21 protein-coding genes are annotated in these 13,563 nt (G+C 48.5%); 20 read left to right on the top strand and 1 reads right to left on the bottom strand.

Translation table 11 applies throughout. The annotated features are described in order from the left end of the window. The first annotated feature begins 78 nt into the window (after positions 1-78). The 20 genes from CDA54_RS09090 to rplQ all read left to right on the top strand — a co-directional run bounded on the left by CDA54_RS09090 (position 79) and on the right by rplQ (position 12,521). Positions 79-666, top strand: coding sequence for a tetratricopeptide repeat protein (locus CDA54_RS09090; protein WP_099034835.1), 588 nt, complete (start codon positions 79-81; stop codon positions 664-666). Positions 667-758: 92 nt separating this feature from the next. Then, positions 759-3,089 carry a ribonuclease R gene (gene rnr / locus CDA54_RS09085; protein WP_099034689.1) on the top strand — a complete coding sequence of 777 codons (2,331 nt, stop codon included), beginning with the start codon at positions 759-761 and terminating at the stop codon, positions 3,087-3,089. Positions 3,090-3,092: 3 nt separating this feature from the next. Beyond that, complete coding sequence (gene rlmB / locus CDA54_RS09080) at positions 3,093-3,836, top strand: 23S rRNA (guanosine(2251)-2'-O)-methyltransferase RlmB (protein ID WP_099034688.1); 744 nt, start codon at positions 3,093-3,095, stop codon at positions 3,834-3,836. A gap of 223 nt (positions 3,837-4,059) precedes the next feature. Continuing rightward, positions 4,060-4,428: a 50S ribosomal protein L14 gene (gene rplN / locus CDA54_RS09075; protein ID WP_062475966.1), complete on the top strand. Its 369-nt coding sequence runs from the start codon at positions 4,060-4,062 to the stop codon at positions 4,426-4,428. A 12-nt stretch (positions 4,429-4,440) separates the two neighbouring features. Further along, entirely contained in the window at positions 4,441-4,755 is a 315-nt protein-coding gene (gene rplX, locus CDA54_RS09070) for a 50S ribosomal protein L24 (RefSeq protein WP_099034687.1), read from the top strand. Positions 4,756-4,770: 15 nt separating this feature from the next. Then, positions 4,771-5,310 (top strand): 50S ribosomal protein L5, encoded by a 540-nt coding sequence (gene rplE / locus CDA54_RS09065; protein WP_099034686.1) that lies wholly within the window; start codon positions 4,771-4,773, stop codon positions 5,308-5,310. 11 nt (positions 5,311-5,321) lie between these two features. Then, complete coding sequence (gene rpsN / locus CDA54_RS09060) at positions 5,322-5,627, top strand: 30S ribosomal protein S14 (RefSeq protein ID WP_062475975.1); 306 nt, start codon at positions 5,322-5,324, stop codon at positions 5,625-5,627. 13 nt (positions 5,628-5,640) lie between these two features. Then, positions 5,641-6,033 (top strand): 30S ribosomal protein S8, encoded by a 393-nt coding sequence (gene rpsH, locus CDA54_RS09055; protein WP_099034685.1) that lies wholly within the window; start codon positions 5,641-5,643, stop codon positions 6,031-6,033. Positions 6,034-6,047: 14 nt separating this feature from the next. Next, positions 6,048-6,581, top strand: a complete 534-nt coding sequence (rplF, locus tag CDA54_RS09050) for a 50S ribosomal protein L6 (RefSeq protein ID WP_099034684.1) — start codon at positions 6,048-6,050, stop codon at positions 6,579-6,581. Between the two features lie 12 nt (positions 6,582-6,593). Continuing rightward, positions 6,594-6,947: a 50S ribosomal protein L18 gene (rplR, locus tag CDA54_RS09045; protein WP_099034834.1), complete on the top strand. Its 354-nt coding sequence runs from the start codon at positions 6,594-6,596 to the stop codon at positions 6,945-6,947. 9 nt (positions 6,948-6,956) lie between these two features. Beyond that, a complete protein-coding gene (gene rpsE, locus CDA54_RS09040; RefSeq protein ID WP_062475983.1) occupies positions 6,957-7,457 on the top strand; it encodes a 30S ribosomal protein S5 in 501 nt (166 codons plus the stop codon). A 6-nt stretch (positions 7,458-7,463) separates the two neighbouring features. Continuing rightward, positions 7,464-7,646 carry a 50S ribosomal protein L30 gene (gene rpmD, locus CDA54_RS09035; RefSeq protein ID WP_099034683.1) on the top strand — a complete coding sequence of 61 codons (183 nt, stop codon included), beginning with the start codon at positions 7,464-7,466 and terminating at the stop codon, positions 7,644-7,646. Between the two features lie 3 nt (positions 7,647-7,649). Beyond that, positions 7,650-8,084: a 50S ribosomal protein L15 gene (gene rplO / locus CDA54_RS09030; protein ID WP_099034682.1), complete on the top strand. Its 435-nt coding sequence runs from the start codon at positions 7,650-7,652 to the stop codon at positions 8,082-8,084. 5 nt (positions 8,085-8,089) lie between these two features. Continuing rightward, positions 8,090-9,409 (top strand): preprotein translocase subunit SecY, encoded by a 1,320-nt coding sequence (gene secY, locus CDA54_RS09025; protein ID WP_099034681.1) that lies wholly within the window; start codon positions 8,090-8,092, stop codon positions 9,407-9,409. 25 nt (positions 9,410-9,434) lie between these two features. Further along, on the top strand, positions 9,435-9,548 hold the full coding sequence (gene rpmJ / locus CDA54_RS09020; protein ID WP_082633126.1) for a 50S ribosomal protein L36: 114 nt from the start codon (positions 9,435-9,437) through the stop codon (positions 9,546-9,548). A gap of 105 nt (positions 9,549-9,653) precedes the next feature. Beyond that, positions 9,654-10,010, top strand: coding sequence for a 30S ribosomal protein S13 (rpsM, locus tag CDA54_RS09015; RefSeq protein WP_062475994.1), 357 nt, complete (start codon positions 9,654-9,656; stop codon positions 10,008-10,010). 11 nt (positions 10,011-10,021) lie between these two features. Next, entirely contained in the window at positions 10,022-10,411 is a 390-nt protein-coding gene (rpsK, locus tag CDA54_RS09010) for a 30S ribosomal protein S11 (RefSeq protein ID WP_099034680.1), read from the top strand. 30 nt (positions 10,412-10,441) lie between these two features. Further along, the gene (rpsD, locus tag CDA54_RS09005) at positions 10,442-11,062 is read left to right on the top strand and encodes a 30S ribosomal protein S4 (protein ID WP_099034679.1); all 621 of its coding nucleotides are present in this window, start codon (positions 10,442-10,444) and stop codon (positions 11,060-11,062) included. Between the two features lie 22 nt (positions 11,063-11,084). After that, positions 11,085-12,074: a DNA-directed RNA polymerase subunit alpha gene (locus CDA54_RS09000; RefSeq protein WP_099034678.1), complete on the top strand. Its 990-nt coding sequence runs from the start codon at positions 11,085-11,087 to the stop codon at positions 12,072-12,074. Positions 12,075-12,116: 42 nt separating this feature from the next. Next, complete coding sequence (gene rplQ, locus CDA54_RS08995; RefSeq protein ID WP_099034677.1) at positions 12,117-12,521, top strand: 50S ribosomal protein L17; 405 nt, start codon at positions 12,117-12,119, stop codon at positions 12,519-12,521. Positions 12,522-12,590: 69 nt separating this feature from the next. On the opposite strand, the gene CDA54_RS08990 is transcribed toward rplQ, so the two are convergent. Continuing rightward, positions 12,591-13,361, bottom strand: coding sequence for a hypothetical protein (locus CDA54_RS08990; RefSeq protein ID WP_099034676.1), 771 nt, complete (start codon positions 13,359-13,361; stop codon positions 12,591-12,593). Between the last annotated feature and the right edge of the window lie 202 nt (positions 13,362-13,563).

Below are 13,563 nucleotides of genomic sequence, written 5' to 3'. Positions count from 1 at the left end.
CGTTGATCTATAACTAACAGCTGTCGGAGGAGCGAGAGTATGTTGAAGAAGCTGTTTGGCAGTTGTTTCCTGCTGACAATGACGGCATCGGTGCTGGCACAGCAAGCCGAGCTCAAGGCCGTACAGATCTATCCTCAGGATGAGTTGATCAATATGATCAATGAGAACACTCATTTAGATCGGGTGGTAATGGATGACTGCCAACTCGTTCAGGATATCGAAGCCCGGGCGGTGACCCTGAAACTTCCAGCCTATCAGTTTTTATGGGGGGATATGCTGGCCTGGGGTGTGTGTGTCGATGCTGAGCCTGAGCATGGCGTTCACTACATGAACCTGGCTGCACAGCAGGGGTTACCGGCTGCCATGGAGCAACTGGGCCGTTACTATGCCATCGGCAGGCTGGTTCAAAAGGACATCAAACGTGCCATTGTCTTTTTGCGCGAAGCTGCAGGCATGGGCAACCTCAAAGCACAAATTCGTCTGGCAGAGTTGTTTATCAAAGGCCACGGTAGCCCCTACGATTATGAGGATGCCTACCACTGGTTATATAATGCTATTACTGCCGATAACGAGACGCATCAACAGATTGCACGTTGTCTGCAAGGCCTTGAAAAATTAATGCATCCAAAGGCCGTGCGTAAGGCTCGTCGCCCGCTTAACTCCTGAGCTGGCGTTCAGGGTTTCAAAATTGTGCAATCTTTCAGGCTGTGAATTCGTTATACTGTGCGTTAAATATTCAGAAATAACGGAAACTAGCATTGCCAACGCAACAAGATGACCCTTACTACCAGCGCGAAAAAGAAAAATACGACAACCCGGTTGCCAGCCGGGAATATCTCCTTCAGCTCCTGACCGATGAAAACAAGCCTCTTTCCATGCTGGAAATTTGCGAGCTGGTGGGTGCCGAAGATGAAGACAGCCGTATTGGCATTCAGCGCCGCTTAAGGGCCATGGAGCGAGAAGGGCAAATTCTGTTTAATCGCAACAAGAAGTATGGCCTGGCAGACAAGATGGATCTGATTCGTGGCCGGGTCATTGGTCACCGTGACGGTTTTGGTTTTCTTAAACGGGAAGACGGGAAGTCAGATTTATTTATTCACAATGCTCAGATGCGTACCTTATTGCATGGCGATATTGTGCTGGTACGGGAAAGCAATCAGAACTATAAAGGTAAAACTGAAGCCCGTATTGTCAGGGTCGTTGAACCCCGCACCGAACCAGTAGTGGGGCGCTATTTTGTTGAGCATGGCTTCGGCGTTGTTGTGCCGGATGACAGTCGTATCTGCCAGGATATTGTGATTCCTCCGGAACAAACCGAAGGTGCGCGTCAGGGGCATGTTGTTGTGGTTGAAATCGTGCAACGTCCCAATAAGAGAGTTAATGCTACCGGCAAAATCGTTGAAGTACTGGGCGAGCATATGGCCCCGGGCATGGAAATCGAAATGGCCATGCGCACCTATGATATTCCTCATGACTGGCCTAAAGCGGTAACCCAGCAAATTAAGGGTTTAACCGAAGAGGTGCCGGAACAAGCCAAGCAGGGCCGTGTGGATCTGCGCCAGCTGCCGTTGGTGACCATAGATGGTGAAGATGCACGTGACTTTGACGATGCAGTGTACTGTGAACCTCTGGATGAAGGGGGCTGGACACTTTGGGTCGCGATTGCTGATGTCAGTTATTATGTGCGTCCAGGTACTGCGCTGGACAAAGAAGCCATTGAACGGGGTAACTCGGTCTATTTCCCTGAACAGGTTGTGCCAATGCTGCCTGAAGTGCTCTCTAACGGGCTTTGTTCACTCAACCCTGAAGTGGATCGGCTTTGTATGGTATGCGAGATGCGTATCGATAAAACCGGGCATCTTAAAAGCTATCAGTTTTATGAAGCAGTAATGAATTCTCATGCCCGGCTGACCTACAACAAAGTGTGGGACATTTTGCAGGGCGATAAGGAGCTGTATCAGCGCTATGAGCCGCTGGTGCCTCATTTACGTAGTCTGCATGATTTGTTTCGGGTGCTCAAGAAAGCCCGCGCCAAACGTGGTGCCATTGAGTTTGAGACTCAGGAAAACAAATTTATCTTCAATGCACAGCGTAAAATCGATCATGTGGTGGCAGTTGAACGCAATGATGCCCACAAGATGATCGAAGAATGCATGATTCTGACCAATGTCAGTGCCGCAATGATTCTGCAAAAATATGAAGCCGAAGCCTTATACCGTGTACACGACAAGCCCGATGCCGATCGTCTGATGACGTTCCTGGGTTATCTGGCCGAAGTGGGTGTGCCCCATGGTATTGGTAATGATCCGGTGCCCGCGGATTTTTCAAATGTGGTCAACAAGGTTGCTAACAGACCGGATCAGGAACTGATTCAGACCATGTTATTACGCTCAATGAAGCAGGCTATCTATGATCGTGAAAACATCGGTCACTTTGGTCTGGCTCTGGAAGCATACGCACACTTTACGTCCCCGATACGGCGTTATCCTGATCTTGTGGTGCACAGGGCAATAAAAGGGGTACTGGACAAGCAGAGTAAGCGAAAGAGCATCAGTGGCGGAAAAGCCTACTCCAGTGAAGAAGTACAACAACTGGGTGAGCAATGCTCAATGACTGAGCGCCGTGCCGATGACGCTACCCGTGATGTGGCCGATTGGCTGAAATGCGAGTTTATGCAGGACCATGTTGGGGCCAGCTTTGATGGCGTGATTGCCTCTGTGACCAGCTTCGGATTCTTTGTGCGCCTGAGTGAATTTCATATTGATGGGCTGGTGCATATTACTGCACTGGAGAATGATTACTATCATTTTGATGCGGTTAAACAACATTTGATAGGCGAGAATTTTGGCACGGTATACCGTCTTGGTGATCAGGTGCGGGTCAAGGTGGCCGGTGTGAATCTGGATGATCGTAAAATCGATTTTGTGATGGATGAGCCACAGGGAAAGGGTAAAGGCGGCCGCAGGGTGGCAGTCAAAAAAGCTTCAGCGAAAGGTAAGGGTGGGGCAGCGAAAAAGAAAGCGCCTGCAAGGGACGCCAAAACCAAAAGCCGTGGACCGAAGCGCAAACCGGCAAAAGCGAAGAAGTAAGTTATGGCACAAACCCAATGGCTTTACGGTATACATGCGTTAGAAGCGCTGCTTGACAGGGAGCCGGAACGGCTGATCGAGTTGTTTGTACTAAAAGGGCGTGACGACCAGCGCCTGATCGACATCGTTAATCAGGCGCGGCGCTTTGGCGTTTCGGTACAGTTTTGTCAGCGCCGCACACTGGATGACAAGGTCGAAGGGGCCCAGCATCAGGGCGTCGTGGCCAGAGCCAAACCGGCCAAAGTGCTGGATGAAGCGGATCTTGACGCTATTATAGCCGGCAGTGATGCGCCATTTTTGCTGATCCTTGATGGTGTAACTGATCCTCATAATCTGGGGGCCTGTATTCGCAGTGCCGATGCTGCTGGTGTGGATGCGGTGGTGGTACCGAAAGATAAATCTGCAGGGTTAACACCCACCGTTAGCAAGGTGGCTTGTGGCGCTGCAGAAGTGGTGCCTTTTATCCAGGTCACTAACCTGGCCCGGACGCTCAAGGAGTTACAACAGGCCGGAGTCTGGGTAGTGGGCACAGCAGGCGAAGCCGAACAAACCCTCTATCAAGCGAGTTTGCAAGGTCCCATGGCGCTGGTGATGGGAGCCGAAGACAAAGGCATGCGCCGCCTCACTCGCGAGCATTGTGATGAGCTGATCAAATTGCCCATGGCCGGTTCTGTTTCCAGCCTGAACGTCTCTGTGGCAACAGGTATCTGTCTGTACGAAATCGTTCGCCAGCGCCAAATCGGTTAACTAATCTGGGGAGTGAATTTCAGGTACGGGAACCTGACAGTAGCCCCGCTCTTCACTCTTCACCCCTCTCCCCTCACTCAAAAATGCCTCCCGGCGTTTTTTTACACATTCGGGTATCACATCCCGTTGTTTTCTGTTATAGTTTCGCGCCCTTTTTATGGGGGTATGACTATTAAAGCAGCTAATGGCCTGAAAATGGCCGTAACAACAGCGGAGCACTAGCATGATCCAAATGCAAACTAACCTGGATGTGGCCGATAATTCCGGCGCTCGCAGGGTTCAGTGTATTAAGGTTCTTGGTGGCTCGCATCGCCGTTATGCACATATCGGTGACATCATCAAAGTTACCGTCAAGGAAGCAATTCCTCGCGGTAAAGTTAAAAAAGGTGACGTACTGAATGCAGTGGTGGTGCGTACTAGAAAAGGCGTTCGTCGTCCTGACGGTTCTCTGATCCGTTTTGATAACAACGCAGCCGTGTTGCTTAACACCAATAAGCAACCAATTGGTACGCGTATCTTTGGCCCGGTAACCCGTGAGCTTCGTGGAGATCAATTCATGAAAATCATCTCACTGGCCCCAGAGGTATTATAAGGAGTCACGATAATGGCAAGAAAAATTCGTCGTGATGATGAAGTTGTCGTATTAGCCGGTAAAGACAAAGGCAAAACAGGTAAAGTCCTGAAAGTACTGACTGAGTCTGACCGACTGATCGTAGAAGGTGTGAATTTGATGAAGAAACACCAGAAACCTAACCCACAGTTAGGTGTTACTGGTGGTATCGTAGAGAAAGAAGCATCAATTCATGTATCTAATGTCGCGATTGTTAACCCGCAGACGGGTAAAGCAGATCGCGTCGGTTTCCGTTTTGAAGACGAGAAGAAAGTACGTTTCTTCAAGTCAAACGGCGAACTGGTTTAATTATTGGAGATTACGATGGCGAAACTGCATGATTTCTATAGAGAAACAGTAGTGGCGGAACTTGCAAAGCAGTTCGGCTACAAAAGCGTCATGCAAGTCCCTCGGATTGAGAAAATCACCCTGAACATGGGTCTGGGTGAAGCGGTAGCAGACAAAAAGGTATTGGAAAATGCCACTTCTGATATGCAGGCAATTGCTGGTCAGAAGCCTGTTGTCACTGTTGCACGCAAATCTGTCGCGGGTTTTAAAATCCGTGAAGGTTATCCGATTGGCTGTAAAGTAACCCTACGTGGCGAGCGTATGTGGGAATTTCTTGAGCGTTTGATTTCAATCGCTATCCCGCGTATCCGTGACTTCCGTGGCCTGAATGCTAAGTCATTCGACGGTCATGGTAACTATAGCATGGGTGTTCGCGAACAAATCATCTTCCCTGAAGTTGACTTTGATAAAGTCGATAAGGTTCGTGGTATGGATATTACTATCACTACGACTGCCGGGACAGATGAAGAAGGTCGCGCTCTGCTGGCTGCTTTCAACTTCCCATTCAAGAAATAAGGTGTAGGGTTATGGCAAAACAATCAATGAAAGCACGTGAAGTAAAGCGTGCCAAGCTGGTAGCCAAGTACGCCGAGAAGCGTGCTGAGCTTAAAGCCATTATCAGCAGTGTAAATTCTTCTGATGAAGAACGTTGGGACGCGGTTCTCAAGCTGCAACAACTGCCTCGTGACTCTTCCCGTGCTCGTCAGCATAACCGCTGTCGCATCACTGGTCGTCCACATGGTTTCCTGCGTAAGTTCGGCCTCAGCCGGATTAAGTTACGTGAAGCGGCCATGCGTGGTGAAGTCCCTGGCCTGAAAAAAGCCAGTTGGTAAGGAGTAGCTTAAGATGAGTATGCAAGATCCTATCGCGGATATGTTTACCCGCATTCGTAACGGTCAACTGGCTAATAAAGTTTCCGTTGCTATGCCCTCTTCGAAGGTGCGCGTTGCCATTGCAAACGTACTGAAAGAAGAAGGTTATATCACTGACTACCAGGCCTCTGGCGATGTTAAGCCTGTCTTGGAAGTGACGCTTAAGTACTTCGAAGGCAAAAAGGTAATCGAAACTATCGAGCGAGTCAGTCGCCCTGGTTTGCGCATCTATAAGAAAAAAGATGAGCTGCCAAAAGTTATGGGTGGTCTGGGTGTCGCAATCGTTTCCACATCCAAGGGCGTGATGACCGACCGTGCGGCGCGTAAAGCCGGCATGGGTGGTGAAGTCATCGGCTATGTAGCGTAACGGAGGATTAATCGATGTCACGTGTAGCAAAAGCCCCGGTTGATATACTGTCTGGTGTTGAAGTAAACATCGCAGGTCAGGAAGTCAGCCTTAAAGGTAAAAACGGAACGTTGAATTTTGTGTTCAATAAGGGCGTAGAAGTTGTAAAAGAAGAGAATCAACTGAAAACTCTTCCCCGCGACGGCGCAGCCGATGGCTGGGCTCAGGCTGGTACTGCTCGCTCTGTATTGAACAGCATGATGATTGGCGTTACCTCGGGTTTCGAGAAGAAACTGGAACTCAATGGTGTTGGTTACCGTGCTCAGGCACAGGGTAACAAACTCAATTTAACACTGGGTTTCTCTCATCCCGTTTCCTACGAGATGCCTCAGGGTATCAGCGTAGAAACCCCTAGTCAGACTGAAGTTGTCGTCAAAGGCGCCGACAAGCAGCTGGTGGGTCAGGTCGCAGCTAACATTCGTGGATATCGTCCACCAGAACCTTATAAAGGTAAAGGTGTTCGTTATGCCGATGAAGTTGTACGTCGTAAAGAAGCTAAGAAAAAGTAGGTGGGTGATACGATGGATAAGAAAACATCTCGTTTGCGTCGCGCTACCCGCGCACGTAAAAAGATTAGTGAACTGGCAGCGCATCGCCTGGTGATTCACCGCACTCCCCGTCATATCTATGCACAACTGATCGCCCCTAATGGCGCAGAAGTGCTGGCGACGGCATCTACTGTTGAAGCGGATCTGCGTAAAGACCTGAAATCCACAGGTAACGCAGATGCGGCAACCACAGTAGGCAAAGTGATTGCAGAGCGAGCGATTGAAAAAGGCATTAAAGAAGTGGCTTTTGATCGCAGCGGATTCAAGTATCACGGTCGAGTGAAGGCATTGGCTGATGCTGCTCGCGAAGCAGGTCTTCAGTTCTAGGAGTTTATTATGGCTAAAGTAGAAGTTCAAAACGGTGAACTGTTAGAAAAGCTGATTGCCGTAAACCGTGTTTCCAAAGTGGTTAAAGGTGGTCGTATCTTTAGCTTCACTGCATTGACTGTAGTGGGTGACGGTAACGGTCGTGTCGGTTTTGGTTATGGTAAAGCGCGTGAAGTTCCCGCTGCTATTCAAAAAGCAATGGAAAAAGCGCGTCGTAACCTGGTAACAGTGGATCTGAACGGGACTACCCTTCAGCATCCGATAAAAGGGCGTCATTCCGGCTCCAAGGTATACATGCAACCTGCATCAGAAGGTACTGGTATTATTGCCGGTGGTGCAATGCGTGCGGTCCTTGAAGTAGCTGGTGTACAAGACGTACTTTCAAAATGCTACGGATCTACCAATCCTATTAACGTCGTGCGCGCAACGATTAATGCCCTGGTTGAGATGAAGTCTCCAGAGCAGGTTGCTGCTAAACGTGGATTGGCCGTAGAACAGATTTTGGGGTAATGGACAATGGCTAAGACTATCAAAGTTAGACAAACCAAGAGTGCGATTGGCCGTTTGCCAAAGCACAGAGCAACATTGACTGGTTTGGGATTAGGTCGCATTGGTCGTGTCCGTGAGTTGGAAGACACTCCTGCTGTTCGCGGTATGATCAATAAAGTCAACTATATGGTTGAAATAGTGGAGGAGTAATCCATGCATTTGAATACACTTGCTCCTGCACCAGGAGCGAAAAAATCTTCCAAGCGGGTAGGCCGTGGTATTGGTTCCGGTCTGGGTAAGACTGGTGGCCGTGGTCACAAAGGACAAACTTCTCGTTCCGGCGGTAAAATCCGTGCGGGCTTCGAAGGTGGTCAGATGCCCATCCAGCGTCGCTTACCAAAGTTTGGTTTCACGTCTCGTAAATCCATGGTCAGTGACCAGGTAACGTTGACAGAAATCGCTAAGGTTGAAGGCGAGGTGGTATCACTGGAAACTTTGAAAGCAGCGAATCTGATCAAAAAAGAAGTGCTGTTTGTTAAAGTAATGAAAAGTGGTGACCTCTCTCGTGCGGTGACTGTAAATGGCTTGAAGGTAACTAAAGGCGCTCGTGAAGCTATTGAAGCTGCCGGCGGTAAAGTAGAGGAATAAGCTAAATGGCTAAACCAGGACTGGATTCAGGTGCCAAAGGCGGGCTGAGTGAACTGAAATCAAGGCTGTTGTTTGTCCTTGGGGCGATTATCGTATTCAGGCTCGGCTCATTTGTGCCTATTCCTGGTATTGATGCAGCTGTGCTGGCTCAGTTATTTGATCAGCAAAAAGGTACTATCGTAGAAATGTTTAACATGTTCTCCGGTGGTGCTCTGGAGCGGGCATCAATATTGGCGCTTGGCATCATGCCTTATATTTCGGCATCCATTATTATGCAGTTGATGACAGTGGTTCATCCGCAAATGGCTGAACTGAAAAAAGAAGGCGAGACAGGGCGTAAGAAAATCAGCCAGTACACCAGGTATTTGACCCTGATACTGTCGATTTTCCAGGCCATAGCCATCGCAACTGGTTTGCCGAATCTGATGCAGGGATTGGTACTCAATCCCGGCCTCGGATTTTACTTTACCGCTGTAGTCAGTCTGGTCACAGGAACCATGTTCCTGATGTGGCTGGGTGAGCAGGTCACTGAAAGAGGGATAGGTAATGGTATTTCTATCATTATCTTTGCCGGCATCGTGGCAGGTTTGCCGACCGCTATCGGTCAGACAGTGGAACAAGCCAGACAGGGCGACCTGAATATGCTGTTCCTCCTGCTGATTGGTGTAATTATCGTTGCCGTTACTTATTTCGTGGTGTTTGTAGAGCGTGGACAGCGTCGTATCGTTGTTAACTATGCCAAGCGCCAGCAGGGCCGTAAGGTGTTTGCTGCGCAAAGCACACATTTACCACTTAAAGTGAATATGGCCGGGGTAATTCCGCCGATTTTTGCATCCAGTATCATTCTGTTCCCGGGTACCATTGCCAGTTGGTTTGGTTCCAACGAGAGCATGTCCTGGTTGCAGGACGTTTCACTGATGCTGTCTCCGGGACAACCGTTGTATGTGTTGCTTTATGCCGCGGCGATTATTTTCTTCTGTTTCTTCTATACTGCGCTGGTATTCAATCCGCGCGAGACGGCAGATAATCTGAAGAAGTCCGGTGCTTTTGTGCCCGGTATTCGACCCGGTGAGCAGACGTCCAGATACATCGATAAAGTGATGACCCGACTGACGCTGGCAGGTGCCTTGTACATTACCTTTGTATGTTTAGTGCCCGAGTTTATGATGATTGCCTGGAACGTACAGTTCTACTTTGGCGGTACATCATTATTGATTATCGTGGTGGTAATCATGGACTTTATGGCACAGGTGCAGACCCATTTGATGTCTAATCAATACGAGTCTGTTCTGAAAAAAGCTAATCTGAAAGGCTTCGGCCGCTAAGATTGGTCAATCACGGAGTAACGAAATGAAAGTTCGTGCATCTGTTAAAAAGATTTGCCGTAACTGCAAAATCGTAAAGCGCAACGGTGTTGTGAGAGTGATTTGCACAGAGCCCAAGCATAAGCAAAGGCAAGGTTAATCCATAAACAAGCTCAATTGAGCTAAATTTGCAATTTTGTCGTCGGGTAAGTATCCTAGCGGGCTTTTTAGGCTGATGACATATTAACATAGAGGAGTGCTGTTAGTGGCCCGTATCGCTGGCATTAACATCCCTGAACACAAACACACCGTAATCGCTTTGACAGCTATTTTCGGTGTTGGCGCCACACGTGCGAAAAGCATCTGTGCAGCCGCTGGTGTTGCAGAGAGTACTAAGATTAAAGATCTTGATGAAACGCAAGTTGATAAACTTCGTGAAGAAGTCGCCAGGTTTACCGTAGAAGGTGACCTTCGTCGTGAAGTATCGATGAGCATTAAACGTCTGATGGACCTAGGTTGTTTTCGTGGCATACGCCATCGTCGCAGCTTGCCTATACGTGGTCAGCGCACTAAAACTAATGCGCGTACCCGTAAAGGTCCTCGTAAGCCGATTAAGAAGTAAGCGGGGGATTTATGGCAAAAGCACCAGTACGTACACGTAAACGCGTAAAACACCAGGTAGCAGATGGTATGGCTCATATCCATGCCTCTTTTAACAACACGATAGTGACTATCACGGATCGTCAGGGTAATGCCTTATCATGGGCTACCTCTGGTGGTTCTGGCTTCCGTGGCTCTCGCAAGTCCACGCCTTTCGCTGCGCAGGTTGCAGCCGAGCGCGCTGGTATTGCGGCCCAGGAATACGGTCTTAAAAACCTTGAAGTGTTTGTCAAAGGTCCAGGTCCAGGCCGAGAGTCTGCGATCCGTGCCCTGAACGCGACGGGTTACCGTATCACTAACATTACCGATGTGACGCCTATTCCTCACAACGGTTGTCGTCCACCTAAGAAACGTCGCGTTTAAGCGCGCTTTCAGGACAGTTGGAGAAAGATCATGGCAAGATATTTGGGTCCAAAACTCAAACTTAGCCGCCGCGAAGGAACAGATTTATTCCTCAAAAGCGGCGTTCGGGCAATTGACTCGAAATGTAAGATAGATACTGCACCTGGTCAGCATGGCGCCCGTCGTGGCCGTCTGTCTGATTACGGCGTGCAGTTACGTGAAAAGCAAAAAGTACGTCGGATGTTCGGCGTGTTGGAAAAGCAATTCCGTAATTACTATAAAGAAGCGGCACGTCTGAAAGGCAACACAGGTGAAAACCTGCTTCAGCTTTTGGAGCAACGCCTTGACAATGTTGTTTACCGCATGGGGTATGCCAGCACTCGCTCTGAAGCGCGTCAGTTGGTTAGCCATAAAGCCATTCTGGTAAATGGTCAGGTTGTTAACGTTCCTTCTTTTAACGTTTCTGCTGAAGACGTTGTGTCTGTTCGTGAGAAGGCCAAAAAGCAAGCCCGTATTGTGGCGGCTCTGGAGCTCGCCGACCAGCGTGAAAAGCCTACCTGGATAGAAGTGGACAGCAAGAAGATGGAAGGCACTTTCAAGCGCATTCCTGAGCGCGGAGACTTGTCTGCCGAAATTAACGAACAGCTGATCGTCGAACTTTACAGTAAGTAAAGAAGGTCAAAGAGAGGAAACAATGTCGGGTTCTGTAACTGAATTCCTTAAACCAAGGTTAGTCGAGATAGATAACGTATCCCAAACTCGCGCTAAGGTGACCCTTGAGCCGCTGGAGCGTGGCTTTGGTCATACGCTGGGTAACGCGTTGCGTCGCATTCTGTTGTCATCCATGCCCGGATGCGCGGTAACAGAAGTGGAAATTGATGGCGTACTGCACGAGTACAGTACCAAGGAAGGTGTCCAGGAAGACGTTATCGAAATACTGTTGAACCTTAAAGGGTTGGCAGTGCGTCTCGAAGGAAAAGATGAAGCCAATCTGACTCTGGTTAAATCTGGTTCAGGCCCGGTTGTAGCGGGTGACATACAGCATGATGGTGATGTGGAAATTGTTAATCCTGATCATCTTATCTGTACGTTAACGGGTGATGCGTCAATCAATATGCGTATCAAAGTCGAAAAGGGGCGTGGATATGTTCCTGCCGCTGCCCGTCGCACCTCTGAAGAAGACGAGAGGCCCATTGGTCGTTTGTTAGTTGATGCCTCTTTCAGTCCGGTTGAACGCATTGCTTATGCAGTTGAGTCTGCGCGTGTAGAACAGCGTACTGACTTGGATAAATTGATTATCGATATGGAAACCAACGGCACTATTGATCCCGAGGAAGCTATTCGTCGTTCGGCTACAATTTTAGCTGAGCAACTGGATGCCTTCGTTGAACTCAGGGATATCAAAGAGCCTGTTGCAAAAGAAGAGAAGCCGGAATTTGATCCGATTCTTCTTCGTCCGGTTGATGATCTGGAGCTAACTGTACGTTCAGCTAACTGTTTAAAAGCAGAAGCTATCCAGTACATCGGTGATCTGGTGCAGCGCACAGAAGTTGAGTTACTTAAAACCCCTAATCTGGGTAAAAAGTCTCTGACGGAAATTAAAGATGTGCTCGCGTCTCGCGGTCTCTCATTGGGTATGCGCCTGGAAAATTGGCCCCCAGAGAGCATCGCTGAGAAAGACTAATCAGGTCGCAAGTTAAACTGATTTGTTAAGAAGGAAAGAACCATGCGCCATCGTAAGAGTGGTCGTCAGTTAAATCGCAACAGCAGCCATCGTCAAGCGATGTTTCGCAATATGGCAGGTTCTTTGGTGAAACATGAAATCATCAAAACGACTCTGCCCAAAGCGAAAGAACTGCGTCGCGTAATTGAGCCTCTGATTACACTTGCAAAGCAAGACAGCGTGGCTAATCGCCGCCTGGCTTTTGCCCGTACAGGTGATAAAGAGGTGGTAGGTAAACTGTTTAATGACCTGGGTCCACGTTATACCGAGCGTCCGGGTGGTTACATTCGTATTTTGAAATGTGGCTTCCGTACCGGTGATAACGCGCCTATGGCATACGTTGAATTGGTTGATCGCCCTGTTGTTGACGTTGAAGAAGACGTTGCAGAGGAAGTGGTTGCTGAATAAGCTACCGAGACAATAAAAAACCGGGCTATGCCCGGTTTTTTATTGTCTGTCTTTTAATGGTTTATAGCGTTACTCTTTATCAAGCTGTTGTATCAATGAGGTAAAATCCTCTTCCTCAATCCCCCCATTCAGGGCATAAACCCTGAGCTTATCATCACTCAGGCCAGCTCCTCTGGCAGCTGCAAGGATCCTCAGAAGACCATTATCACTGAGGCTGGATTGTCTGAAGGCACTAGTAATCACGGTTTCTGTGCTGTCAGGATAAGATACCAGCAGGGCTTCAACAATATATTCGCCCACGAGTGGCACAGCGCCAATAGCCGTCGTAACAATTTCAGCGAGTCGGTTAGGTTGAGCTTGTGCTACAGAGCGTACAATAGTGTCCGCTGAGTTTGGCTCAGTGATTACCGCAACTCTGACGATTTCCTCCAGCTCTCCGGGGGTGGCATGAGTGGCTGCATTAACTACGAAGTCTATATAGCTGGGTTCTGCATTAATGGCTGTCTGGACAATACTGGCGCAATGCTCTGGGTGCTTCTCGATAGCAATACTAACAACATCCTCTGTTAGTGCCGGCTGTGCGGATATTGCAGCATGGACGATTTCCCTGTATTGGTCTGGATATAAATCAAGGGCCGTTCTTACAACAATTTCAACATCCTGAGGATAATGGCTGACGACACTTTTTACGGCACGCCCCACGGACATATTCTGCTCAACTTGTTTTTCTATAAAGTCGATGGTTTTGTCATTGATCGGGGATGAAACTGACTCTTCTGCCAGAACCGGACATATCGCGCACATGGAAAGGACTATCGTTGAGCAGAGCATCTTCTTCATTTGCGGATTCCAACAAAAAGGTACATCAGGGTTAATAGGACTAAAATCTGGTGACAGAGTTCAACTTAACAAAAAATAAACAAAATGGCACAGAAAACAATCGGTTGGTTATAAAGTAATCATAAAATCAAAGAAAATTACCAAATCCATGATTTAAGCTTGACGGCGAGGCAGAAATCTCTAAAATGCGCGCCACTTCGAC

The sequence above is a fragment of the Lacimicrobium alkaliphilum genome, assembly GCF_002591895.1.
GTDB lineage: Bacteria > Pseudomonadota > Gammaproteobacteria > Enterobacterales > Alteromonadaceae > Lacimicrobium > Lacimicrobium alkaliphilum.
Note: the sequence above shows the minus strand (reverse complement) of the source record. Positions and strands in the feature narration are given on the sequence as shown.

Bases quoted from the DNA above. Each gene is read 5' to 3' on its own strand.
- rplQ (WP_099034677.1), top strand. From the start codon at position 12,117: ATGCGCCATCGTAAGAGTGGTCGTCAGTTAAATCGCAACAGCAGCCAT.
- rplN (WP_062475966.1), top strand. From the start codon at position 4,060: ATGATCCAAATGCAAACTAACCTGGATGTGGCCGATAATTCCGGCGCT.
- CDA54_RS08990 (WP_099034676.1), bottom strand. From the start codon at position 13,361: ATGAAGAAGATGCTCTGCTCAACGATAGTCCTTTCCATGTGCGCGATA.
- rpsE (WP_062475983.1), top strand. From the start codon at position 6,957: ATGGCTAAAGTAGAAGTTCAAAACGGTGAACTGTTAGAAAAGCTGATT.
- rpmD (WP_099034683.1), top strand. From the start codon at position 7,464: ATGGCTAAGACTATCAAAGTTAGACAAACCAAGAGTGCGATTGGCCGT.
- rplE (WP_099034686.1), top strand. From the start codon at position 4,771: ATGGCGAAACTGCATGATTTCTATAGAGAAACAGTAGTGGCGGAACTT.
- rpmJ (WP_082633126.1), top strand. From the start codon at position 9,435: ATGAAAGTTCGTGCATCTGTTAAAAAGATTTGCCGTAACTGCAAAATC.
- rlmB (WP_099034688.1), top strand. From the start codon at position 3,093: ATGGCACAAACCCAATGGCTTTACGGTATACATGCGTTAGAAGCGCTG.
- rplO (WP_099034682.1), top strand. From the start codon at position 7,650: ATGCATTTGAATACACTTGCTCCTGCACCAGGAGCGAAAAAATCTTCC.
- rplR (WP_099034834.1), top strand. From the start codon at position 6,594: ATGGATAAGAAAACATCTCGTTTGCGTCGCGCTACCCGCGCACGTAAA.
- rpsN (WP_062475975.1), top strand. From the start codon at position 5,322: ATGGCAAAACAATCAATGAAAGCACGTGAAGTAAAGCGTGCCAAGCTG.
- rpsK (WP_099034680.1), top strand. From the start codon at position 10,022: ATGGCAAAAGCACCAGTACGTACACGTAAACGCGTAAAACACCAGGTA.
- rpsD (WP_099034679.1), top strand. From the start codon at position 10,442: ATGGCAAGATATTTGGGTCCAAAACTCAAACTTAGCCGCCGCGAAGGA.
- CDA54_RS09000 (WP_099034678.1), top strand. From the start codon at position 11,085: ATGTCGGGTTCTGTAACTGAATTCCTTAAACCAAGGTTAGTCGAGATA.
- rplX (WP_099034687.1), top strand. From the start codon at position 4,441: ATGGCAAGAAAAATTCGTCGTGATGATGAAGTTGTCGTATTAGCCGGT.
- secY (WP_099034681.1), top strand. From the start codon at position 8,090: ATGGCTAAACCAGGACTGGATTCAGGTGCCAAAGGCGGGCTGAGTGAA.
- rpsH (WP_099034685.1), top strand. From the start codon at position 5,641: ATGAGTATGCAAGATCCTATCGCGGATATGTTTACCCGCATTCGTAAC.
- rplF (WP_099034684.1), top strand. From the start codon at position 6,048: ATGTCACGTGTAGCAAAAGCCCCGGTTGATATACTGTCTGGTGTTGAA.
- CDA54_RS09090 (WP_099034835.1), top strand. From the start codon at position 79: ATGACGGCATCGGTGCTGGCACAGCAAGCCGAGCTCAAGGCCGTACAG.